General features: G+C 66.8%; 21 protein-coding genes. 15 read left to right on the top strand and 6 right to left on the bottom strand.

Features of this window, described 5'->3' with window-relative positions:
* Positions 1–21: 21 nt before the first annotated feature.
* The 3 genes from VI480_RS02825 to VI480_RS02815 form a co-directional block, all read right to left on the bottom strand.
* Positions 22–3,282: a cell wall-binding repeat-containing protein gene (locus VI480_RS02825; protein ID WP_323671301.1), complete on the bottom strand. Its 3,261-nt coding sequence runs from the start codon at positions 3,280–3,282 to the stop codon at positions 22–24.
* A gap of 117 nt (positions 3,283–3,399) precedes the next feature.
* Positions 3,400–4,353, bottom strand: a complete 954-nt coding sequence (locus tag VI480_RS02820; RefSeq protein ID WP_323671300.1) for a calcium/sodium antiporter — start codon at positions 4,351–4,353, stop codon at positions 3,400–3,402.
* Positions 4,354–4,395: 42 nt separating this feature from the next.
* The gene (locus VI480_RS02815) at positions 4,396–6,186 is read right to left on the bottom strand and encodes an IlvD/Edd family dehydratase (RefSeq protein ID WP_416246624.1); all 1,791 of its coding nucleotides are present in this window, start codon (positions 6,184–6,186) and stop codon (positions 4,396–4,398) included.
* Between the two features lie 215 nt (positions 6,187–6,401).
* On the opposite strand from VI480_RS02815, the gene VI480_RS02810 reads away from it, so the two are divergent.
* The 4 genes from VI480_RS02810 to VI480_RS02795 are packed head-to-tail and all read left to right on the top strand — an operon-like array spanning position 6,402 to position 11,000.
* A complete protein-coding gene (locus VI480_RS02810; protein ID WP_323671298.1) occupies positions 6,402–7,394 on the top strand; it encodes a thiamine pyrophosphate-dependent dehydrogenase E1 component subunit alpha in 993 nt (330 codons plus the stop codon).
* A complete protein-coding gene (locus VI480_RS02805; RefSeq protein WP_323671297.1) occupies positions 7,391–8,392 on the top strand; it encodes an alpha-ketoacid dehydrogenase subunit beta in 1,002 nt (333 codons plus the stop codon). The genes VI480_RS02810 and VI480_RS02805 overlap by 4 nt, the downstream gene beginning before the upstream one ends.
* Complete coding sequence (locus VI480_RS02800) at positions 8,389–9,441, top strand: NAD(+)/NADH kinase (RefSeq protein WP_323671296.1); 1,053 nt, start codon at positions 8,389–8,391, stop codon at positions 9,439–9,441. The genes VI480_RS02805 and VI480_RS02800 overlap by 4 nt, the downstream gene beginning before the upstream one ends.
* Before the next feature lie 14 nt (positions 9,442–9,455).
* On the top strand, positions 9,456–11,000 hold the full coding sequence (locus tag VI480_RS02795; RefSeq protein WP_323671295.1) for a 2-oxo acid dehydrogenase subunit E2: 1,545 nt from the start codon (positions 9,456–9,458) through the stop codon (positions 10,998–11,000).
* 48 nt (positions 11,001–11,048) lie between these two features.
* On the opposite strand, the gene VI480_RS02790 is transcribed toward VI480_RS02795, so the two are convergent.
* Both VI480_RS02790 and VI480_RS02785 read right to left on the bottom strand, forming a co-directional pair.
* The gene (locus VI480_RS02790; protein WP_323671294.1) at positions 11,049–12,212 is read right to left on the bottom strand and encodes an acyl-CoA dehydrogenase family protein; all 1,164 of its coding nucleotides are present in this window, start codon (positions 12,210–12,212) and stop codon (positions 11,049–11,051) included.
* 22 nt (positions 12,213–12,234) lie between these two features.
* A complete protein-coding gene (locus VI480_RS02785) occupies positions 12,235–12,792 on the bottom strand; it encodes a VOC family protein (protein WP_323671293.1) in 558 nt (185 codons plus the stop codon).
* Between the two features lie 141 nt (positions 12,793–12,933).
* On the opposite strand from VI480_RS02785, the gene thrH reads away from it, so the two are divergent.
* The 10 genes from thrH (at position 12,934) to VI480_RS02735 (ending at position 19,788) form a co-directional block, all read left to right on the top strand.
* Complete coding sequence (gene thrH / locus VI480_RS02780; protein ID WP_323671292.1) at positions 12,934–13,548, top strand: bifunctional phosphoserine phosphatase/homoserine phosphotransferase ThrH; 615 nt, start codon at positions 12,934–12,936, stop codon at positions 13,546–13,548.
* A 74-nt stretch (positions 13,549–13,622) separates the two neighbouring features.
* Positions 13,623–14,105, top strand: a complete 483-nt coding sequence (locus tag VI480_RS02775) for a peroxiredoxin (protein WP_323671291.1) — start codon at positions 13,623–13,625, stop codon at positions 14,103–14,105.
* A gap of 82 nt (positions 14,106–14,187) precedes the next feature.
* Entirely contained in the window at positions 14,188–14,925 is a 738-nt protein-coding gene (locus VI480_RS02770) for an ROK family protein (protein WP_323671290.1), read from the top strand.
* Between the two features lie 112 nt (positions 14,926–15,037).
* Complete coding sequence (gene dacB, locus VI480_RS02765; RefSeq protein WP_323671289.1) at positions 15,038–16,510, top strand: D-alanyl-D-alanine carboxypeptidase/D-alanyl-D-alanine-endopeptidase; 1,473 nt, start codon at positions 15,038–15,040, stop codon at positions 16,508–16,510.
* 10 nt (positions 16,511–16,520) lie between these two features.
* Positions 16,521–17,144: an LON peptidase substrate-binding domain-containing protein gene (locus VI480_RS02760; RefSeq protein WP_323671288.1), complete on the top strand. Its 624-nt coding sequence runs from the start codon at positions 16,521–16,523 to the stop codon at positions 17,142–17,144.
* A gap of 13 nt (positions 17,145–17,157) precedes the next feature.
* Positions 17,158–17,532, top strand: coding sequence for a hypothetical protein (locus VI480_RS02755; protein ID WP_323671287.1), 375 nt, complete (start codon positions 17,158–17,160; stop codon positions 17,530–17,532).
* Positions 17,525–17,770, top strand: a complete 246-nt coding sequence (locus VI480_RS02750) for a hypothetical protein (protein ID WP_323671286.1) — start codon at positions 17,525–17,527, stop codon at positions 17,768–17,770. The genes VI480_RS02755 and VI480_RS02750 overlap by 8 nt, the downstream gene beginning before the upstream one ends.
* A 13-nt stretch (positions 17,771–17,783) precedes the next feature.
* Positions 17,784–18,029, top strand: coding sequence for a hypothetical protein (locus VI480_RS02745; RefSeq protein ID WP_323671285.1), 246 nt, complete (start codon positions 17,784–17,786; stop codon positions 18,027–18,029).
* Complete coding sequence (locus tag VI480_RS02740; protein ID WP_323671284.1) at positions 18,026–18,886, top strand: tRNA (adenine-N1)-methyltransferase; 861 nt, start codon at positions 18,026–18,028, stop codon at positions 18,884–18,886. Before VI480_RS02745 ends, VI480_RS02740 begins: the two co-directional genes overlap by 4 nt.
* Before the next feature lie 245 nt (positions 18,887–19,131).
* Positions 19,132–19,788 carry a trypsin-like peptidase domain-containing protein gene (locus VI480_RS02735; protein WP_323671283.1) on the top strand — a complete coding sequence of 219 codons (657 nt, stop codon included), beginning with the start codon at positions 19,132–19,134 and terminating at the stop codon, positions 19,786–19,788.
* 51 nt (positions 19,789–19,839) lie between these two features.
* Here VI480_RS02735 and VI480_RS02730 read toward each other — a convergent pair whose 3' ends face one another.
* On the bottom strand, positions 19,840–20,073 hold the full coding sequence (locus VI480_RS02730) for a ferredoxin (RefSeq protein WP_323671282.1): 234 nt from the start codon (positions 20,071–20,073) through the stop codon (positions 19,840–19,842).
* A 174-nt stretch (positions 20,074–20,247) separates the two neighbouring features.
* Here VI480_RS02730 and arc point away from each other — a divergent pair, with 174 nt between their 5' ends.
* Positions 20,248–22,011 (top strand): proteasome ATPase, encoded by a 1,764-nt coding sequence (gene arc / locus VI480_RS02725; RefSeq protein ID WP_323671281.1) that lies wholly within the window; start codon positions 20,248–20,250, stop codon positions 22,009–22,011.
* Positions 22,012–22,387: the final 376 nt, after the last annotated feature.

Below are 22,387 nucleotides of genomic sequence, written 5' to 3'. Positions count from 1 at the left end.
GACCTGCTCTGAGTCGGGTTCTCAGTCGTTCTTGCGGATCGAGACCCGGTGCTGTGAACCCGTGTCCGCGACGACGGTGATGGTGTAGCCGGCCACTCTCACCGACTCGCCGACATCCAGCAACGGGAACCTGGAGAGGTTGCCGCGCCCGTCATCGTGCGCAAGCGAGGCCGGGTGGTCTGAGAGCTGGGTGTTGACCGTATAGACGAGGACGCCTTCGTTCAGATAGCTCTGGTCGAGGACGCCGGCCGCGACGCTGTCGTAGAAGAAATCCGAGGGCGTGTCGAAGCCCAGCAACCGCCGGCTCTCGACGACGATCACGCCGTGAGCGGATATCTGTACGGCTGCCATCGCGGTACCAGCGCCCGGGTCCGCTATTGGCGAGAGCTGGACGTCAGCAGCAGGGCCGCGGATGCACTCGACCTGAGTTGAGTCGAGCCAACCGAGCTGCCAGCGACTCCATGCGAGCATCTCCGGACGTTCGTCGCGAAGGCCAAGCCCCGTCACCTGAGCGCGACCGTTCAGATCCATCGACCCGAATGAGACCGTGGCCCAACTGTCCCCCTCAGGAACGGGCGGGGGAGCGTTCGGATGACCGATCGGCCACAGAATGAACCCCACGAGGTGATTCCAGCGCAAGTCGAGCAGACCGAGACTGTGCAGGATCTCGTGGGCCGCCGTGGGGCCCCAGACCGTAACGCTGGTAGACGGCTCGTAGCCGGGACGCCCCGCGCCCTCCGGTCTGTGGTTGATCCGGATGGAGCGCATGGTGTTGCCGTCGGCAGACACGTTGTCGCCTTCGTTGCCCCCGCCGCCGAAGTGGCTGCTCGGCATGATCGTCATGACGACATCGATGCCGGAGAAGTCGAACCCGTCGCGGTCAGCCAGCTCGACAGCGTGCTCGCCGATCGGCTGCCACAGGAGTTCCCCCCACTGGGAATCGCCGAGATAGTGGGTATGGGCATGCTCAGCGCGCAGCCACGTGTCGTGCCGTACGAGCTCGACGTCGAGCTGGCGGTAGCTCATCGTCTCGAGGTAGCTCTCGATGTGGTGCGTTGACGGGGAGGTCTCAGTCCATGTGCTGCGGTTCGCTACCGCGTCCGGAAAGTCGACAAACAGCAGAGCGACCCGAAGCACACCCGTCGACGACCTCGCCCAGGTGGGCAGCGGGAATCCCACGGTGTGCCGTTCTGTGCCCGAACGTGGCTTGCAGGTGGTGACGAACGTCGACGCCTGCTGTGGCGCCGCCATCAGCTGCATCCAGTTCTCCGCGGGAAGCTGGTAGCGCCACGGGTACTCGCCAGCGTTGTGAAAGATCAGCCGACGCCCGTCAGGCGACCACTGGGGTGCCCTGTTGGGAAAGAAGCGCTCGCGCAGCAGGGCATCGTCGAGAGGCAAGAGCTGTTCGCCGAGACCTACCAGGTCGACGACGACGATCCCGTTCTCTCCGAAATCGTTGCCGTGTCCCCGGAGGTTCCGATATGCAGCAAGACGCGTGCCATCGGGCGACCAGTTGGCACCACGCGGGGAGTCTGCGGCGGTCAAGTACCGGCGCTCAGTGCCGTCCGCCTCCATGACCCAGATCGAGCCGTGAGAGCCGTCGCCAGAGCCGTAGGCGATCTGGCTGCCATCGGGCGACCATGCCGGTGCCACCTCGTGGGCTCCTCCTTGGAGCAACGGGGTTTCCTGTCCGGTTTCGACGTCGACGATGACGAGGAAACGATCGAACATGCGTCGGTCGCTCGTCGTGTCGGGGATCTCGACTGAACGGGTGATGGCGAGCCGGGTGCCGTCGGGCGACCACGACGGGCCGCCAGTCGCAAAGGCATGCGGGATCGTCAGTACGGTTCCGCTGCCGTCGGTGTTGGCCACGACGATGTACCACTGCGCATCAGAGCCAACCCCGACCACCGCTGTGAATGCAACGCGAGTGCTGTCGGGCGACAAGGTCGGCCACCCCGGTTTGGAGAATTCGCCCGGCAATTGCCTGGCCTCGGTTCCGTCACCGTTCGCGACCCATAGTTCGCGGTCGGTGTTGGTCCAGACCATCCGGCTGCAATCACGATTCCACGAGACGTGGAAGATGAGGTCGGTGACTTCCAGGTCGATTCGGTCCAAGTGGTCGCTCCCGCATCCCGATGGAGAGAGCCCGGCTTGCTGCCCTGTCGGCGTCGACCCGCCGAAGTACGCGCGGACGACGCTGGCCGAGACCGCCGCCTGGCCGCCGAAGACGTGGATCTGGAGGGCACCGGCGTTTGAGACCGCTGCTGTGTCGGCAGCGGTGTCCAGGTAACTCTGAGTCGCGGAGTCTGTCGTGAGCGGATCGGTCAACACCAACGACGCGCACCGGTGGGCCAACAAGGGGCCAGCACTGAATGAATCGAATGGCACACGTGCCCGTGCCAGACCGATTTCCGTGTCTGTGAAACAAGCGCGGCCGCCTGCGTCGACGTAACGCTCGTGCGCGAGTTCGGCCAACAGGACTGCGGTATCGAATCTCGTTGCACCCGCCAGCCGGGTCACGTCGAGTCCAAGGTCGTCCAAAGCCCGTTCCACCCGGCGTCCCAGCGCTGCGGTGCCGCCCATCAGCACGACGTGCTCGACGCCGGCGTCGACCAGATAGTCGGCCACGTCGGTGTCGAGATGCTGCGGCGCTGTCAGCAGCACCGGATGCTCCCCGTAGGCGCTCACCGGGCCCGAGACCAGTGCGTCGGCAAACACCTCGCTGCTCGCCACGATCGCCGTGGAGCCGAACCCCGGCATCGCCCCGACGCTTGCCGTCGTGCCCGAACGATCTCGCAGGATCTCGCCCAGCCGCTCGGCGACAGCGACGCTTGTCTCGCTGCGATCGCTGCCGACCACCCGCTCGACGGTGTAGCCGCCTGACACCAGTTCCGCGACGACGTCGTTGCTGATTCCCGGCAATTCCGGCGACCCCACCACGAGGATCTTCGAGATCTCCGCCATCCAGAGAAAATCGGAGGCTTCTTCGAGCAGTTCGTCGGGGGGCGAGAGCAGAACCGGCGCGTCGAGAGCACCGGCCAACGACGCGGCCACGACGGCATCGGGCCAACTGTGCCCTGACACTATGACCGCCCATTCCAAGGCGCCTTCGCGTTCAACCAGAAGGGTCTGCGCGACGGCCAGTGATGTGGCGTAGCGGTCTTCGCCAGCGTACCGGGTGACGTCAGCTGAAATGGGTGACGACTGGGCATGTGCGGCCGGAATTCCCGCGAGGGTCGACGAGGCAGCCAGGGCGGCGGCTGCCACTGCGAGAGCCATTGCACGCCGCGATCGACGCGACCGAGATCGGTCGCCCAAGAACCGACCCTGCAGATGCATAGCTGCCAGTCTCACACGGGTCCGGCGGACCGGTCTGCAGATCGGCTCGTGGTTGGCTCAGCTTGTGCCGAGCAGGATCATGGTGGCGACGTAGATGGCGAGCAGGGCGACGCCGTCGATGCGCCCGGCACGTTTGCCCACCAAGGCGCCCAGGTAGGCCAGCAGCACCACCGCCATCATCGCCCCGATGCCGAGGCCGGTCAGCGACGGGTCGTCGATGGCACCGGCTCCCACGAGGCCCATAGCCCCGCCCACAGCGAGACTGTTGAAGACGTTGGAGCCGAACAGGTTCCCGACGATCAGCTCGGTGTGGCCCTTGCGGGCGGCGGCTACCACTGTTGCCACCTCCGGCAGCGACGTGCCGAGGGCCACGATCGAGAAGCCGATGAAGCCGCCGCTCAGATTCCAGTGCTTGGCCAGGGCGATGGCACCTTCCACGGCGAGCTGAGCGCCGAGGATCACGCCGCACAGGCCCAGGACCGCTCGCACCAGATTGCGCCATGCGGCCCCGGCATCACGTGCCGTCGTGCCGGGAGCGCCGCCTGCATCGGGCAGCCGCTCGTCATCACGCGACGTGCGGATGAGCCAGACCAGCGTGATCGCCATCAGCGCCGCCAGCAACCCGCCTTCGAGGCGGCTGAGATGGTCATCCATCACCAGCACGGCGAAGACGGCGGCGGTCGCTACCGACCATGGGACGTCTCGGCGCAGCGCGATGTTGGAGAACGGGATCGGCATCAGCAACGCCGCCAAACCGAGTCCGAGGCTCAGGTTCGCCACGTTCGAGCCCACGATGTTGCCCACACCCAGCGCCGGGTTGTCATTGATCGACGCCAGCGCGGACACGACCATCTCGGGAGCGGATGTGCCGAAGCCCAGCACCACAGCGCCGATGACTGCGGGGCGCATGCGCAGCGCGGTCGCAAGGCGCGACGCTCCCGCGACGAAGTGGTCTCCGGCCACCACTAGCAGCACGAGACCTGCCAGCAGCGCCAGCAGTGCCCAGATCATCGCTGAGGTGTCCGGGGCTCGTTGAGCGCCGTCAACCGGCTGTTAATGGTTGTGCCGGGGTGTGCCATGGGTCCGAGCAGTGTCCCGGTATTTGACCGCCGGACGCAGCACCATGCCCTCGTCGAATTGGGTGACGATCGATCGCTGGATCTCCTGCCAAGGGGTGTGCGACGGGGGCACCGGATAGCCGCCGGCGTCGTCCAGCTCAGCACGTCGGCGAGCCAGCTCATCGTCGGCCACCAGCATGTCGGCGCTGCCGCGCCGCAGATCGATCCGGACACGGTCGCCGGTGCGCAGCAGCGCCAGGCCGCCGCCCACGGCTGCCTCGGGGGCTGCGTTCAGGATCGAGGGCGACCCCGAGGTGCCCGACTGGCGACCGTCGCCGATGCACGGCAGCGAGTGGACGCCCCGCACCAGCAGTGCCGCCGGCGGCTGCATGTTGACCACTTCGGCGCCGCCGGGATAGCCCACTGGGCCCGTCCCGCGCACGAACAGCATGCAGTGCTCGTCGATGTCGAGCTCAGGGTCGTCGATGCGCGCCCGGTATTCCTCCGGCCCGTCGAAGACGATGGCACGGCCCTCGAATGCGTCAGGGTCATCGGGATCGGACAGGTAGCGCTGGCGGAACTCGTCGGAGATGACGCTGGTCTTCATGATGGCGCTGTCGAAAAGGTTTCCCGACAGGTTGATGAAGCCCGCATCGGCCAGCAGCGGCTCGCCGGCTGCACGGATCACGTCGGTGTCCATGATCTCGGCATCGGCACAGTTGTCCCCGATGCTGCGGCCGTTGGCCGTCAGCGCCTCAGGGTGAGGCAGCAATCCGGCTCGCATCAGCTCGCCGACAACGGCTGGCACACCGCCGGCGTGGTGGTAGTCCTCGCCGAGATACTCCCCGGCAGGCATCAGGTTCACCAGCAGCGGAACCGCGTAGCCATGCTTCTGCCAGTCGTCGTTGTCGAGCGGCACGCCCAGGTGAGCGGCGATCGCATTCAGGTGGATGGGGGCGTTGGTGGACCCGCCGATAGCGGAGTTGACCACGATGGCGTTCTCGAACGCCTCGCGGGTCATGATGTCGGAGGGTCGAAGGTCTTCCCGCACCATCCCGACGATGCGCAGCCCGGTGCGGTACGCCACCTGCGCTCGCTCCCTGTAGGGGGCGGGAATCGCAGCGGAGCCCGGCAGCTGCATGCCCAAGGCTTCGGCCAGCGAGTTCATGGTGGTGGCGGTGCCCATAGTGGAGCAGTAGCCGACTGACGGAGCCGAGGACGCGACCAAGTCGATGAACCCCGCATCGTCGATCTCGCCGGCCGCGTACAGCTCGCGGGCCTTCCACACGACGGTTCCCGATCCGGTCCGGCGGCCCTCGTGCCAGCCGTTCAGCATCGGCCCGACCGACAGGGCGATTGCCGGCAGGTTCACCGTCGCGGCCGCCATCAGGCATGCGGGGGTGGTCTTGTCGCAGCCGATCGTGAGCACGACACCGTCGAGCGGGTACCCCTGCAGCACTTCGACAAGGCCCAGATACGCGAGGTTGCGGTCGAGCGCAGCCGTGGGACGCTTGCCGGTCTCCTGGATGGGATGCACGCCGAACTCGAAGGCGATGCCGCCGGCCTCCCGGATGCCCTCGCGCACCCGCTTTGCCAGCTCGAGGTGGTGCCGGTTGCACGGCGACAGGTCTGAGCCGGTCTGGGCGATGCCGATGATCGGCTTGCCCGACTGGAGCTCCTCGCGTGTCAACCCGTAGTTGGCGTAGCGCTCGAGGTACAGCGCCGACATGAGCGGGTCGCCCTCGATGTCGAACCAGGCCGCTGAGCGCAGACCGCCACGCCCGATGCCGGGATCGGGGCCGCTGGGATGAATCGAACGCGGTTCAGAGGTCGGAGGTGCATCTGGTTCGGGTGCCACTGCGCCACCCTACGCGTCACCTGTGGCAGCCACGGAGTCGCCGAACCCGTGATGGCGACAGGCGGGCCCAGCGCAGCCGTGATCGGCGCACAGGCCCAGAACTAGGGTGAGGCGCGCTGGAGCCGTGCCACGAGGGGGTTCGCATGGATCCGAGTCCAGAGACATTGCTGGATCTGCACCGGCGCATGGTGCGGATCCGCCATTTCGAGGAAGCCGCGGGCCGGCTCGCAGAGCAGAACCGGCTGCCTGGGTTCCTGCACCTGTACGTGGGAGAGGAGGCCGTAGCCGCCGGGGTGTGCGCCAACCTCGACGATGACGACCAGATCAGCTCGACCCACCGGGGCCACGGGCACCTGGTGGCCAAGGGAGGCGACTACGGCGGGATGATGGCCGAGCTGATGGGCAAGGCCACCGGCTACTGCGGGGGCAAGGGCGGCTCCATGCACATCTGCGACCTCGACTTGGGAATGCTCGGCGCGAACGGCATCGTGGGCGGCGGCGTGCCGATCGCCGTAGGCGCCGGGTTCGCCAACAAGTACCGGGGCAGCGACCGAGTCTCGGTGGTGTTCTTCGGCGACGGCGCCTCGAACATCGGCGCCTTCCATGAAGCTGCGAACATGGCGGCTGCGCTGTCGCTGCCGGTGCTGTTCGTCTGCGAGAACAACGAGTACGGCGAGTTCACGCCACGCGACCGCACCATGGCCATCACCGACGTGGTGGACCGCGCAGCCGGCTACGGCATGCCCGGGGCGATCGTGGACGGCATGGACGTGGTGGCCGTGTGGGAAGCAGCCAACGAGGCCGTCAGCCGGGCCCGCCGGGGCGAGGGGCCCTCGTTCATCGAGGCCAAGACCTACCGCTTCTACAACCACCATGGCGTGCAGACCCTCGGCATGAAGTACCGCTCCGACGACGAACTCGAGCAGTGGAAGCAACGGGACCCGATCGAGCTGTTCGAGGATCGGCTGGCGACCGCCGGCGTGCTCGACGCCGATGGCGCCCAAGCGGCGCATGACGCAGCGGAGGCAGACATCGAAGCGGCGATTGCGTTCGCCGAGGAGAGTCCGCTGCCCGATCCCGACAACCTGCTGGTCGACGTCTACACGCCGGCCGCGTACTCAGGAGCCACCTCATGACACCCCCAGCCGACACTGACGCGCGCCGCATCGCCTACGGAGCCGCCTTCACCGAGGGGCTGGCGCAGATGATGGACGCCGATCCGAACGTTTTTGTGGCGGGCGAGGACGTGGGCCGAGCCGGGGGAGTGTTCGGTTCGTTCCGCGGTCTGAACGAGCGCTTCGGCGACATGCGAGTGGTGGACACGCCGATCAGCGAGCAGGCCATCGTGGGTCTGGGCACCGGGGCGGCAGTGAGCGGCCTGCGCCCAGTCGTCGACGTGATGTTCATGGACTTCATGCTCGTGGCCATGGACCAGATCGTGAACCAGGCGGCAAAGCTGAAGTACATGTTCGGCGGCAAGGCCACGCTGCCGATGACGATCACCACGAGCGCCGGTGCTGGGCTGTCAGCGGCGGCCCAGCACAGCCAGAGCCTCGAGGCGATGCTGTGCCACATTCCGGGGCTCAAGGTGGTCATGCCGTCGAACCCGTATGACGCGAAGGGTCTGCTCATCTCGTGCATTCGCGACGACAACCCCACCGTGTTCGTCAAGCACAAGCGCCTGCTGGGACTGAAGGGCGACGTTCCCGAGGACCTGTATGAGATTCCCTTGGGCACGGCGCAAGTTGTGCGACCGGGCGACGACGTCACGGTGGTGACCTACGGCCGCATGGTGCACGAGGCGACGTCGGCGGCAGATGCGCTGGCCGCAGAAGGCATCGAGTGCGACGTCATCGATCTGCGCAGCCTCCAGCCGCTGGACATGGACACTGTGGTCCAATCAGCGCAGCGAACCAGCCGGGTCGCCGTGGTGCACGAAGCCGTGCGGTTCGGCGGCCTCGGCGGAGAGATCGCTTCCCAGATCGCTGAGGAAGCCTTCGACTATCTGGATGCTCCGATCGAGCGCGTCGGCGCGCCATTCAGCCCGGTGCCGTTCAGCCCCGTGCTCGAGAAGGAATGGGTTCCCAACGCCGAGATGATCGGCGAACGGATCCGGGCCCTAGCGGCGGCGTGAGCCAAGCTGCCGACTCGGCGGCAGGCCCAGCAGTCGGAATCGTCGCCAACCCGCTCGCCGGCAAAGACATCAGGCGGTTGACCTCGGGGGCAACCCCGATATCAGACGCCGTCAAGATCGGCGCGATACGGCGCGCCGTGGTGGGTGCGATCGAGGGCGGCGCCGAGCGTGTGCTGATCAGTGGCGACCGGGCACGGCTGGGGGAACGTGCGCTGGCGGGATGGGAAGTGCCCGGATCGGTGGAGGTGGCCGAACCGCACGGCTGGCACACCGGGCGTGACTCGCAGCTGGCCGCCGCGCAGTTTCGTGACGAGGGCGTGGGGGCCATCGTTGCGCTCGGCGGCGATGGCACCCAGCGTGATGTCGCGACGGGTTGGCGCGAAGCACCGCTAGTGCCGCTGGCGGTCGGCACCAACAACGTCTTCCCAATCCAGACAGAGGCCACTGTCGCCGGCTTCGCTGCGGGAGCCGTGGCGAGCGGCCATGCCGATGCGGCCGAGGTGACGTGGCAGGCGAAGATCATCGACATCACGACGGAGGGAATCCAGCGCGCGGAGATGGCGCTCGTTGACGTGTGCCTCGTGAGGGGCGCGTTCGTGGGAGCACGCGCCATTTGGGATCTGGGGTCGGTGAGCGAGATCGTGGCTGCCATCGCCGAGCCCGACTCGGTTGGACTCGCCGCCATCGCTGCAGCCGTTGCACCCGTGGGCAGGACGGAATCCGGCGGGGTGCATGTCGGCTTGGGGTGCGCGTCCGCGAATGCACGGGATGTACAGAGCTGCAGACACATCCGAGCAGCTGTGATGCCCGGTGCCTACTCCGACATCGACATCGCGCACTGCGAGCGGCTGCGCTTCGGCCAGCCGGTCACTCTGTCGGGTCCCGGCGTGCTGACCCTCGACGGAGAACGCGAGATTGTGCTGGGCCGGGGCGAGAGGGCGGATGCCACCGTCAATCCGGATGGTCCGTACGTGATCGACGTGGGTGCTGCGGTTGCGGCAGCACAGCAACGGCGCTACCCCTTCGGCTCTGCGGTTGCGGGTCGCTGAGCAAAGGGACGCCGATGGCCATCGAGTTTGCAATGCCGAAGCTGGGCCTGACGATGGAGTCGGGGACGATCCTGCGCTGGCTCGTGCCTGACGGTGCCGAGGTCACCGCAGGGCAGGCAGTGCTGTTGGTGGAGACTGACAAGGTCGAGACCGAGATTGAGGCCTCGGGCAGCGGTGTGCTTGCTCAGACCGGCGAGATCGGCGTGGAATACCCCTGCGGCGTGCGGATCGGCTGGTTCCTGGAAACCGGCGAGGAACCTCCGGCGCCGGCCGATGTCGCGCCCGCCGCGGCGCAGGTGCAAGCGGCGGCCGTCCCTGCATCTCAGCCCTCCCCGCTGCCTGTGCCCACAGTGCCGGTGCGTGCGCCGGGCGAGCGCATCCTGGCGTCGCCGGCGGCCAAGCGGCTGGCCCGAGAGCTTGGCGTCGAGATCGCAGCGGTTGCCGGAAGCGGGCCCAAGGGCCGCATCACCGAGCGAGATGTGCGAGCCGTGAGCAAGGCTCTGGCGGCACTGCCTGCAGCCGAGCCGGCTCGCATCACCGGATCCACGACACCCGAGCCAAGTGCGTCGGTGCAGCCGCCGGCAACCCTCGCAGCCCGTCAACTCGCCGATCTGCTCGGTGTGGACCTTCGCTCCGTTCAGGCCAGCGCCGTCGATGGACGCATCTCGCGCAGCGATGTAGCTGCGTATGTCCGCACGTTGCTGGCCGGCCTCAGCTCACGGGCCGTCGGCGAAGACCCGGCTTCGTCCACCAGATCGCTTCCGGCCCAGGTTGCAACCGTTGCAACAGCAGCCGCGGCAGACGCATCGACGAGGTCTGCCACGCCTGCGCCGCCCCTGTCGCAAACGCCTGTCAAAGAGATTCCTATGCGGGGGATGCGCGGTGTGATCGCCGAGCGCATGAGTGCGTCGCTCCGCTCGATGGCCCAGCTCACACTCACGACGGATGTCGACATGAGCGCCGTGGTGGCCGAACGGGCTGCACTCGTCGAAGCCGCTCGTAGCGATGACGCCGACGAGCGTGATGGGCACGCAGATGCTGTCGCAGCGGTGGTGCCGGGCTACACGGATTATGTGCTCGCTGCGGCGGCGGCTGCGCTCGGCAGGCACCCGCGGGTGAATTCTCAGGTCACCGACGATGCGGTGGCGCTCTTGGGCGACATTCACGTCGGGCTTGCTGTCGCGCTTGACGATGGGTTGCTCGTGCCGGTTGTCCGCCACGCCGACCGGCTCAGTCTCGATGAGATCGCCTCGGAGACCACGCGCCTCGCCGCTGGGGCCCGCGACGGCACACTCGGATACGACGACTACCAGGGCGCCACGTTTACCGTGACAGCCTTGGGCATGTTCGGCGTCGATGCCTTCACGCCGATCATCAACTCGCCCAATACGGCGATCCTGGGTGTGGGCCGCATCCGCGACGGGACTGATTGGTCGGCGGATGTTCCGGCTGCACTCCCGACGCTCACACTGTCGCTGACGTGGGACCACCGGGCCTTCGACGGCGCGCCGGCTGCCCGATTCGCGGGCGCCGTACGGGATTGGCTCGAGTCCCGTTAGTCAGGTTCCCCCAAGCCAGCGTTATTGGGCCTCAGCCCCTCGGCCGGCTCAGACGTCGACGTAGCTGCGCTTGGCGACTTCTTCGAGCATGACCTCGGTGGCGCCACCGCCGATGGGCAGGAGGCGGGCGTCGCGGCACATCCGCTCGATCGTCGATTCGCGCATATAGCCGATGCCGCCGTGGAACTGCATGCAGTCGTACATCACCTGATTCACGACCTCGGCGCCGAATGCCTTGACGCCGGACATCTCCTTGATGGCGTCGATGCCCTGTTCCTTGAGCCATGCGGCGTGGTACATCGAGGCTCGCACGGCGTCCACCTTGGCCTGATTCATCGCCATGCGCTGGCGGATGGCCCCCAAGTCGTACAGCGAGCCGTCGAAGGCCTTGCGCTGCTGGGTGTAGGCGTTGGTCAGATCGATAGCCACTTGTGCCGCTCCGATGCCCATCCCCACGATCACCATGCGCTCGTTCTGAAAGTTCTGCATGGTGGCGTAGAAGCCACGGTGCAGCTCCCCGAGCAGGTGGTCGTCACCCAGCCACACGTCGCGCAGCACCAATTCGGCGGTGTCCGAGCAGCGCCAGCCGTGTTTGTCGAGCTTGCGCGCCACCTCGAAGCCCTCTGTCTGGGCCGGTACCAGGAACATCGAGATCCCGTACCGGTTGTCCGGATCGGTACGAGCAGCCAGCACCGTCATGTCGCCGTATACGGCCCCGGTGATGAAGGTCTTGGCGCCGTTCAGCCGCCAGCCGTCGCCGTCGCGCACGGCAGTCGTGCGGAGGCCTGCCACGTCCGATCCGGCATCGGGCTCGGTGACGCCGATGGACAGCATCGTGTCGCCAGACTGGATCGACGGCAACCAGCGTTCGAGCTGCGCGTCGGTGCCTGCATTGAGCAGGTGCGGCAACGCCATGTCGGTGTGCACCAAGATGTTCGCCTCGAAGCCCGCGTACGTCGACGTGCCCAATGCCTCAGCAAATGCAGCCGAGGCGAGCGGTCCGAGGCCCAGTCCGTCCCAGCGCTCGGGCACGCGCAGCGAGAACATTCCCAGTTCGCCCATCCGCTTGTAGATCTCGCGGGGGACCTGGCCCGTCTCCTCCCACACGTCGCCCACCGGGGTTACCTCGTTGGCGACGAACGCGGCAGTCTGGTCGTAGATCGCCTGCAGCTCGTCGGTCATGTAGACGTTGCGGTGGACGGTGTTGCTCACTGGATGCCTCCGGGAGGGGGGTTCAAGCAGCCGGAGCTGAGCCCTGCTGCACCAACTCAGCGAGCGGGTCGCCGCGTCGGAACCGCTCAAGCAGCACATCGGCGTCGAACAGCACGCCGATGGGGTTCTCTGCGAAGACCGGCCCGTTCATGAACTCGATGCACTCGGCCATCGTCGCGAAATTCTCGACCTGGAACTCAACGCCGTTGCCATCGGGATCGGCGTAGTACATGGAGGTGGTCGGCCCATGGTTGATGGTGCGCACCGGCAGGATGCCATCCGCACGCAACCGCTCGTAGTGGTCCATGAGGTCGCCGAATGTGCCCATGGTGTAAGCGATGTGCTCCAGAGTGCCCTTGCGCGACTCGTAGCGACCCGGCTGGCCCCGGTTGACGAAGGCCATGCGGTGGTGCTCATCGTCATAGGAGATGAAGCAGATGAACTCGTTCTCGTGAACCACCCGCGCACCCAGCACGGTGCACCACCAATCGCGCACCGCTGCGATGTCGTCAGTGCGGAACACGCAATGGGCCATCTTGGTCGGCAGGCGGACTTGGGGAATGTTGGCTTGCGACGCCATGACAACTCCTCGGGCAACCCTTCCGGACAACCTCTCCGGTACGGCCGTCAGCGGCGATGGCGGCCGCCCGGCCTCAACAGTATCGGGACTGTCTCGGCATGCTCCCGAGTGGCGGCGGTGTGCGTGACAGAATCGGCGCTCGTGCAGAGGGTCATCGCATTGGACATGGAGGGCGTCTTGACGCCCGAGATCTGGATAGCGGTGGCCCAACGCACCGGCATCGACGAGCTGCGACGTACGACCCGTGACGAGCCGGACTACGACGCACTGATGCGATACCGGATCGATGTGCTCAACACCCACGGCGTGTCGCTCAAGCAGATCCGCGAGGTGATCGCCGAGTTGCCCCTGCTGGAGGGGGCTCGAGAGTTTCTCGACGAGCTCCGGCGGCGCTGGGTCGTGGTGCTGCTGTCGGACACGTTCGAGCAATTCGACGATCACTTCCTGGAGCTGATGGGCTACCCGCACCTGCTCTGCCACCGTCTCGACGTGGCCGAGGGGCGCTTGGCGGGGTGGAGACGTCGGGTGGACGATGCGAAGCGATGCGCCGTCGAGGCGTACCGCGCACTGAACTACCACGTCACCGCCATCGGCGACTCCTACAACGATCTCACGATGCTGAGGGCGGCTGACGCGGCGAGCCTGTTCCGATGTCCCGAGGCGGTGGCCGCAGCCAATCCGGACCTGCCGTCGGTGTCGACCTACCGCGAGATGCTGCGCTGGATCGACAGCGTGCAGGTGCCGGCCACCCGCTGAGCCCCGGGGCTCGGGCGCCGGATACGCTGCGAGCCACATGTTCCCCACACAACGAGCAGGGACGGAGCGAAGCAATGGCGATTGAGGTCGGCGACCAGATTCCCGATGTGACACTGCGAGTACTGGACGAGGGCGGCATGCCTGCGCCCGTGCAGTCCGGCGAGATGCTGGGCAGCGGCAAGGTGGTGCTGTTCGCAGTGCCGGGCGCATTCACCCCAGGCTGCAGCAACGTCCACCTCCCTGGATACATCGAAGGTGCGTCCGAGCTTGCGGGCAAGGGTGTCGACAAGATCGTCTGCGTCTCGGTCAACGACGCGTGGACCATGAACGCCTGGGCGCAGGCCCAAGGCGCAGAAGGCATCGAGATGGCGGCGGACGGCAACGGCGACTTCGCCGAGGCCATGGGCTTGGTCATGGATGTCTCGGGCGTCGGCCTGGGTTCTCGCTCCCGGCGCTACGCGGCGGTCATCGAGGACGGGACGGTGACCGCGCTCGAGGTCGAGCCGGCCGGCGGCATCGACGTGTCGAGCTGCGCCTCGATTCTGGGCAAGCTCTGATCCGAGCCCGGAAGCTGGGCCGCGACGCCTCGGGGCGGGCGTCCCTGCGCTCATGACAATCAGTACGCCGGGGATAGCCGACGTGGCTCGCGACGCGACATCGGCTGTGCGCATCGGCTTCGATGTCGGCGGCACGAAGATCTTCGGCGTGGTGACCGATCACGACGGTGCCGTGCAGCGGACCTTGCGTGAGCCGACGCCCGACGGCGCGGCGCCCCTCATGGCTGCCCTGGCGGATATGACGGCGCGCCTCGGCTCCGGATCGCGCCCCGTTTCCGTCGGCGTCGGGATGGCCGGCTTGATCACGCTCGACGGTCGCGTGACGGTCTCGCCCAACCTGACCGATGTCGACGGCGCGGATATCGGGTCAGGGCTCAGCGAGCTGCTGGACATGCCGGTGTTCCTTGACAACGAGGTGAACTGTGCCGCCCGGTGGGAGATGTCCGCTGGTGCCGCGCGTGGCGTTCGCAACGGTGTCATGGTGTCGCTCGGTACGGGCATCGGGGGAGCGTTCATGCTGAACGGCGAGGTGCTGCGTGGCTCAGGAGGGCTGGCGGGGGAGCCCGGGCACATGATCGTTGAGGCGGGGGGTCGCCAGTGTGCCTGCGGGCGACGGGGCTGCTGGGAGATGTACGCATCCGGATCTGCGCTGGACCGGATGGCTGTCGAGCGACTCGGCGACGCATTCCGCGGGCCAGAGGTGACTGCCGCGGCACGCCAAGGCGATGCTGCGGCGCTTGGAGTGCTGGATGAGTTCGCGTACTGGCTCGCGCTGGGCATCTCGAATCTGTGCATCCTGACCGACCCCGAAATGGTGTAGGCGGCGTGCAGAGTCACAGTGCCGCATTAGGCGGCGTGCAGAGTCACAGTGCCGCATTAGGCGGCGTGCAGAGTCACAGTGCCGCATTAGGCGGCGCTTCCAGTCGAGTGACGTGAGACCGCTGCGCACGGCCGTGCTGGCATTGTTGACGGCAGCGGCCGGCCTGCTGCCCACGGTGGCAGCCGTGCGCATGAATTCCTCGGCCGAGGATGCGGCAGCGCACGCAGCCTCGCTCCGCACTCCCGTCTTGGCCTCCACGCTGGATGAGCCTGCGCCCGACGGTGCAGCCGGGACTGGAGCAGCGGCGTCGACGCTGCCGCTGCTTCGGGCCGAGCGTGCACCCGATGCGCTGTGGCGGGCGGCACAGCAGCACCACATCGGCACTGAGATGACCGCGTTCAGTTCCGACTGGCCCGAGCCGCACTGCCTCGCGATCTGGATCGACGGCGTCGAAGCGTTCTCCAGCAATCCCGATCCGGTGATCCCCGCATCCGTGCAGAAGCTCGTAACGGCTGCAGCAGCGCTGGCCGTGGTCGATGCCGATGAGCGGCTGGTCACTCGAGTGCTGACCGATACGGAGATCGTCGACGGCGTCCTTGACGGCACTGTCTGGGTCGTCGGCGGCGGTGATCCGCTGATCATGACGCAGTCCTACGCAGATTCGCACCGGCGCCAGCCGCAGCTGCGCACGCCTATGGAACGCCTCGCTGATGACCTCGTCGCGCTCGGTATCGAAACGCTGCGGGGCAATCTCATTGCCGACGAGTCTCGCTATGACACGACGCGATTTCCCGAGACGTGGCCGCAGCGGTACATCACGCAGCTCAACAGCGGCCCGCTGTCGGCGCTGAATCTGAACGACGGCATCACGGGCTTCACGACAACTCTGTCGGCGGCCGAGCACCCGGCGCGCTGGTTCGTGTCCACGCTGGCGGACCTGCTGCGAGTCCGAGGCGTTGCGGTGGACGTTGAGATTGATGTGTCAGCGGCGCCCAGCGGTCTGAGCGAGATCGCTCGTCTCACATCGCCCCCGCTGGTGGAGATCATCCAGCAGATGCTGCGCGAGAGCGACAACACCACAGCGGAGATGATGCTGCGCGAGATCGGTCTGCGCAGTGCGGGGGCAGGTTCCACGCCGGCCGGTGCCGCGGCCGCCGAGCGGATCGTGTCGGATCTGCTGCCCGATCAATCCCGGCCTGCAGTTGTGGATGGTTCGGGGCTCGACCGCCAGAACATGGTCACGTGCAGCTTCCTCGCCGCGCTGCTGGATCACTACGGCCCTGAGAGTGCGTTCGCGGCAGGGTTGCCGGTAGCGGCCCGCACGGGAACGCTCTCACACCGGTTCGCCGAACATCCCGCAGCGGCTCGGCTCCATGCCAAGACCGGCCTGCTCACCGGCGTGAACGCTCTCGCCGGATTCATCGAGACCGACAGCGGGACGGTGACGTTCGCGCAGATGCTGAACGGCGTGCCGCCCGAAGGCCGTCTCGGCCTGGAACTGCAGGAGTCATTGGCCGGACAGCTTCTGAGGTACCCCGTGGGAGACGCTCTCGCCCTGCGAGGATTGACCCGTGCACCCGCCTGAGATTCGACCCATGTTCCCGCTCGGATCGCCGCTGCTGCCTGGCGCTGTGCTGCCACTGCACATCTTCGAGCCTCGGTACCGGGCGCTCGCCCGGCGATGCACCAGCAGCGATGACCCATTCGGCGTCGTGATGATCGAGCGCGGCAGCGAGGTCGGCGGTGGCGATGTGCGCGCCGACATAGGTTGCCTGGCCAACATTGCCCAGCACCAGGAACTGCCCGACGGACGCTGGGTGATGCTGGCCACCGGCGATCGGCGGATCAGGATCGTCGAGTGGCTGGTCGACGACCCTTACCCCCGGGCTCTGGCCTGCGATTGGCCCGACGATCCTGCAGAAGTGCCCGCACAGGAGCGCAAAGCGACCGTGGCCCGTCTGCGCCGCCTGCGCGCTCGGGCGTCTGAGATCGGAGCGCTCGGAGTGACCGCGGCCGAATCAGCTGCCATCGACGATCAGCTCGCGAAACTCGCCGTGGCGCCCGCTGGGGCATCGGCGTGGTCGTTCCAGCTCGCGTCGCTCGTGCCCGCCGGCCCGTTCGACCGCCACAGCCTGCTGTGCGCCCCCGACCCCGCCAGCCGGGTGGATGTCATCGGGGAGATCCTGGATGGCGTGGAAGAACTGCTGGGCGAACGGTAGCGTCGCCGCGACTGTGCCTCGACGAGACTCCGGCCTGCGAGCCGAGACTTCCGAATTGGTCGGCATGCTGCGGTCCTACATCGTCCAAGAGACGGTGGGCCCGCTACGCGGGCTGGGCAGGTATGTGGCGTTCGGGCTCATCGGCGCCATCGGAGTGAGCCTGGGAGTGGTCTTCGGAGCGCTGGGGGTGGTGCGCGTCCTGCAGGCTGAGACGGACCTCTTCAATGCGAACTGGTCATTCGTCCCCCATGTGGCTGGCGCCGTCTTCCTCTTGCTGGCGATTGCGCTGCTGATCCGCGCTGTCCGGCCGAAACACACCGAGGCCGTTGCGCCGGAACCATCCGCACGACGGGCCGACGAGAATGCAGCAGAGGATGACGATGGCTGACGGCAACAGGGATACCGGGACGGGATCGAGCGCAGGTGGCCAGCGCATCACGCCCTCGGATATCTCCGATCGCGTGCGACAGCTTGTCGGTGGAGCGGGTGACGCAGCCGAGCAGGTGTCCAGTGCCGCCGTGGCCGTAGCTGCCGCCGTCGGAACCGGCCTCGTGCTGGCCGCGTTCCTGTTCGGCCGTCGCAGGGGTCGTCGACGCAGCACGCTTGTCGAAATCGTCCGGGTATAAGAGGCTGAGCCCCATGGCGAAGCGGCTGAGGCGCATGCCGGCCCGAGCCACTGATGCCATGTGGCGCCGGGCGCGGACCGGCAATGGGATATGGCTGGCTGCGGCGATCATGGCGAGCGGGCTGCGGCTGCTTGTCCGGTGGTCCAAGCGCGAGCGGGAAGTGGTGTACCGCGGCGAGCTGGCACCGGGCGACCAGCTCATGATCCGACACGTGCCACGGGACGATGACGACGGCAGTTCGACGGCGGAGGAAGCGTGAAGCAACCTGGCGAGCTGGAAGACGGCGAGCTGCAATCCGGCGAAACAGTGCTGATGGTCGACAGTCGACAGCGTCGGTATCTCGTGGCGCTGCGCTCTGGCGGCGAGTTTCACACTCATGCTGGAGTCGTGCCGCACGACCAGATCATCGGTTCGCTCGAAGGCTCGGAGTTCCGCAGCGGATCGGGTGCCCGCTTCGTGGCGGTGCGCCCGACGCTCGCTGATCACGTACTGAAGATGCCGCGAGGCGCGCAGGTGATCTATCCGAAGGATCTCGGTGCGATCTGGATGCTGGCCGACGTTCGAGCCGGCATGGCAGTCTTCGAGACCGGCGTGGGCTCAGGTGCCTTGTCGGCGACCCTGCTCCGCTGCGGTGCCTTCGTCACTGGCTATGAGCTGCGGGAGGACTTTGCTGAGCGAGCCGTCCAGAACGTCGAGAGCACTGCCGGTGCCGAAGCGCTGGATCGCTATGACGTCCAGCTCCGCGATGCGTACGAATCGATCGACCCGCCCCGCCGCAGTCCCTCACAGAGCAACGCAGCAACCGGGGCTGCCGGTGGAATGAGTTCTTCGGGGTGCCGGTACGACCGGGCCGTGCTCGACATTCCCGAGCCGTGGCGCGTCGCGGTGCACTTGCCCGAACGGCTGCGGAGCGGCGGGATTCTGGTGGCGTACAACCCTTCGGTGACCCAGGTGCAGCAACTGCGCCGCACGCTGGACGACGGACCGTGGGCGCTCATCGAGACCATCGAGGTCATGCACCGGAGCTGGCACGTCAAGGGAGCTTCCGTGCGGCCGGATCACCGCATGGTCGCCCACACCGGCTTCCTGACGCACGCCCGATTGATCGAGGCGTGATACGACGCTGCGCGACACGACCTTGCGTGACCCTCGCCGCCGCATCGCGGCGGCGCCATGAGCGACCGGTTCGGCGGCCGGCGCTGCGGGCGGCACGATCGTTCGGCGCGGTGCTGCTGGTTGGCGCGATGGTCGCCTGCGCAGCCGATCCCGACGATTCCGGCCGGGGAAGGTCGCCGGTCGCCAGCGTCGCTTCGATCCCGAGTGCCGACGGTCCAGTCTGGTTGGGTGCACCGCCTGCAGCGGTGACAGTTGATGACGGCGTGCTGGCCAGCGTCGTCGCAGTGCATGCGTTCGGCTGCGGACCGGTGTCTCATGGCTCGGGGTTCGCTGTCGCGTCGGGACTGCTGGTCGGCTCGGCTCATGTTGTTGCCGGAGCATCGAGCGTCGAGATTGCATGGAACGCAGGCGGCGACGAGCTCGTCACCGCTTCGGCTGACATTGTCGGGTTCGACCCGGAACGAGACCTCGTTTTGCTGCGCTCCGATGCTGCTGTGCCGCCGTTGCGAATCGAACGTGTGCGTTACGGCAGCACAGCGGCAGTTATCGGCTACCTGCAAGGAGAGCGGGTTGAAGTGTCGCCGGCGCGCATCGAGCATCTGGTGCGGGCATCAGGGCTGTGGGGCGACGGGATCGGGCGAAACGTGTACTTCCTTGCGGCCGACGTCCAGAAAGGCCAGTCCGGCGGGCCGTTGGTCGACCGGGGGGGCGTTGTCGGGGTGGCGTTCGCCACCGCAACTGGACCCGACGACATCGGATATGCGCTCAGCCGCGGCGAACTGCTGGGCTTCCTCGCCTCGTCGGGAGTCGACGTGGGGTTTGACTACCGCGGCGATGCGGTGATCCACGCACAACCGGCGAGCCTCGGGGTGACTTCCAGCGGCGACTGTCGCCTCAGATGACGAAAGACCAGAAGCTCAGGCTTCGATCTGTGCTTGTCGCTTCATCGAAGCTCACGCTTCGATGAAGATGCACTCCCCGGGGCATTCTTCGGCGGACTCGATCACGGCGTCGAGCTGCGAGTCGGGAAACTCTGCAAGACCTTCGACACCGCCCGGTTCAGCGAAGACCTTGTCGCCTTCCTTCACGTAGGCAAGCCCGTCGTCGAGAAGCGTGAAGACATCGGGTGCGATCTCTTCGCAGAGCCCGTCACCGGTGCACAGATCCTGATCGATCCAGACCTTCATCGTGTAGCGACCCTTCCTGTGGGGCGGCCCGAAGAGGGGAACCGAGCCACCTATGAAATCTACCCAGTCGGCGCGCGTCCTGCACGGCACTGATCGCCCCCGGCCTAGCGGCCGGACTGGCAAGCGGGCAGGCGTCGCGTCTTGCCAGCAGTGTCAGGGTAGTGTCGGCCGCGCATGGACCAGGGCGACGAGGAGTCCCAGCGCAGCAGCGCGGCGGATGCGGGCGTGCTCCGCAGCCGCATGCGCACGCTCGAGGAAGAGGTCGCGCTGCTCCGGCAAAAGCTGGCCGACACGCCGGCGCGGGTCAGCACGCTCGAAGAACGCCTGCTTGAGGCGAAGGGTCAGCTGTCGGCTGCGGTCTCGCAGAACGAGAAGCTGACCTACACGCTGCGCGAGGCGCGAGAGCACATAGCGGCCCTGCGCGAAGAGGTCGACAAGCTGACCCAGCCGCCGTCGGCCTACGGCACGTTCCTGTCCCGCAATGACGACGGCACGGCGGATGTGCACGCCAGCGGGCGCAAGATGCGCGTGGCCCTGCACCCCGACCTGGCGGAGACCGAGCTGGTCGAGGGCAGCGAGGTGGTGCTGAACGAGTCGTACAACATCGTGCTCGCCCGTGGGCCCGAGACGTCCGGTGAGGTGGTGACGCTGAACGAGGTGCTCGCAGACGGCTTTCGTGCGCTGGTCACGGGCCGGGCCGACGAGGAACGCATCGTGGAGCTAGCCGGCGACCTGCGCGACGAGCCGCTGCGGTCGGGCGACAACCTGCTGCTCGATGTGCGCTCCAACATCGTGCTCGAGCGCCTGCCACGACCTGAAGTAGACGATCTGCTGCTCGAAGAAGTGCCGGATGTCACCTATGAGGACATCGGCGGGCTGGACACCCAGATCGAGCTCATCACCGATGCAGTAGAGCTGCCGTACCTGCATCAGGACCTGTTCCGCACCTACGACCTTCCGGCCCCGAAAGGCATCCTGCTCTACGGCCCGCCCGGATGCGGCAAGACGCTGATCGCGAAGGCGGTCGCCAACTCGCTGGCAGCCAAGGTGGGAGAGGTTTCCGGCCAGCAGGGTGCACGCAGTTTCTTCATCAACATCAAGGGTCCCGAGCTGCTCAACAAGTACGTGGGCGAGACCGAGCGCCAGATCCGCCGCATTTTCGAACGGGCCCGGGAGAAGGCATCCGAGGGCTGGCCGGTGATCGTGTTCTTCGACGAGATGGAGTCGCTGTTCCGCACACGCGGCAGCGGCATCAGCTCCGACATGGAGTCGACGGTTGTGCCGCAGTTGCTCGCGGAGATCGACGGCGTCGAGGGTCTGCGCAATGTGATCGTGATCGGCGCCTCGAACCGGGAAGATCTCATCGACCCGGCGATCCTGCGTCCTGGCCGTCTCGACGTGAAGATCAAGATCAACCGGCCAGATGAGCAGGCGGCACTGTCGATCTTCAGCACTTACCTCACGCCGACGCTGCCGATCGACCCGATGGAAGTCGCCGACTTGGGCGGCGGAGATCCCCACAAGGCCGTCCGGATCATGATCGAGCGGACCGTCGACGAGATGTACCGCCCCGATGATCTCAACCGTTTCCTCGAGGTCACCTACCAGAACGGCGACAAGGAAGTCATGTACTTCAAGGACTTCGCGTCGGGGGCGATGATCGAGAACATCGTGCGCCGGGCCAAGAAGAACGCCATCAAGCGATCGCTTGCCACCGGCAGCAACGGCATCCGGCTGGACGACCTCATGGGCTCGATCCGCCAGGAGTTCCGTGAGCACGAAGACCTGCCCAACACGACGAACCCCGACGACTGGGCGAAGATCTCCGGCAAGAAGGGCGAGCGGATCGTGTTCATCCGGACGCTCGTCGATCCCGACGAGAGCGATGCGCTCGGCGGCCGAGCCATCGAACGGGTGCAGACCAGCCAGTACCTCTAGCTGCCCGAGTATGGAGCGTCGTCGATGCCCCGGCGTGCTGTCTGGGCGGTGGGGGTCCGTGTGTTTGGTGTGGGCGGATTACTGGATTCATGCGGCCGGTTTGCGTTGACTGCGGTGGCGGGTGTTGTCAGCGTGGTCGGATGATGATGTTGCAGGCGGGTGGGGCTTGTGGGTCCCATCCTCCGCTGGGTGCTGCTGTGCCGGGTTTGTATCTGATCTGGCGGAGTTCGTTCGTGGCTTGGAGTGCGTCGTTGTAGAGGATGCGGAGTTGGTGGCATCTGTGTTGCGTCTGACTTCGCGCGACAGGTTCTGAGTTTTTTCAAGCAGCATCGGTCAAGGTTGGCTGTCTCAGCGCAGGAGGCTGCCGATGACCGCT

Source organism: Candidatus Poriferisodalis multihospitum (assembly GCF_028283155.1).
In the GTDB taxonomy this organism is placed as follows: Bacteria; Actinomycetota; Acidimicrobiia; order Acidimicrobiales; family Poriferisodalaceae; genus Poriferisodalis; species Poriferisodalis multihospitum.
Note: the sequence above shows the minus strand (reverse complement) of the source record. Positions and strands in the feature narration are given on the sequence as shown.

Excerpts from the sequence above, each read along its gene's own strand:
- VI480_RS02750 (WP_323671286.1), top strand. The coding sequence starts at position 17,525 with ATGGCTGACGGCAACAGGGATACCGGGACGGGATCGAGCGCAGGTGGC.
- VI480_RS02820 (WP_323671300.1), bottom strand. The coding sequence starts at position 4,353 with ATGATCTGGGCACTGCTGGCGCTGCTGGCAGGTCTCGTGCTGCTAGTG.
- VI480_RS02760 (WP_323671288.1), top strand. The coding sequence starts at position 16,521 with ATGTTCCCGCTCGGATCGCCGCTGCTGCCTGGCGCTGTGCTGCCACTG.
- VI480_RS02745 (WP_323671285.1), top strand. The coding sequence starts at position 17,784 with ATGGCGAAGCGGCTGAGGCGCATGCCGGCCCGAGCCACTGATGCCATG.
- VI480_RS02825 (WP_323671301.1), bottom strand. The coding sequence starts at position 3,282 with ATGGCTCTCGCAGTGGCAGCCGCCGCCCTGGCTGCCTCGTCGACCCTC.
- VI480_RS02810 (WP_323671298.1), top strand. The coding sequence starts at position 6,402 with ATGGATCCGAGTCCAGAGACATTGCTGGATCTGCACCGGCGCATGGTG.
- VI480_RS02785 (WP_323671293.1), bottom strand. The coding sequence starts at position 12,792 with ATGGCGTCGCAAGCCAACATTCCCCAAGTCCGCCTGCCGACCAAGATG.
- VI480_RS02730 (WP_323671282.1), bottom strand. The coding sequence starts at position 20,073 with ATGAAGGTCTGGATCGATCAGGATCTGTGCACCGGTGACGGGCTCTGC.
- VI480_RS02795 (WP_323671295.1), top strand. The coding sequence starts at position 9,456 with ATGGCCATCGAGTTTGCAATGCCGAAGCTGGGCCTGACGATGGAGTCG.
- VI480_RS02805 (WP_323671297.1), top strand. The coding sequence starts at position 7,391 with ATGACACCCCCAGCCGACACTGACGCGCGCCGCATCGCCTACGGAGCC.
- VI480_RS02775 (WP_323671291.1), top strand. The coding sequence starts at position 13,623 with ATGGCGATTGAGGTCGGCGACCAGATTCCCGATGTGACACTGCGAGTA.
- arc (WP_323671281.1), top strand. The coding sequence starts at position 20,248 with ATGGACCAGGGCGACGAGGAGTCCCAGCGCAGCAGCGCGGCGGATGCG.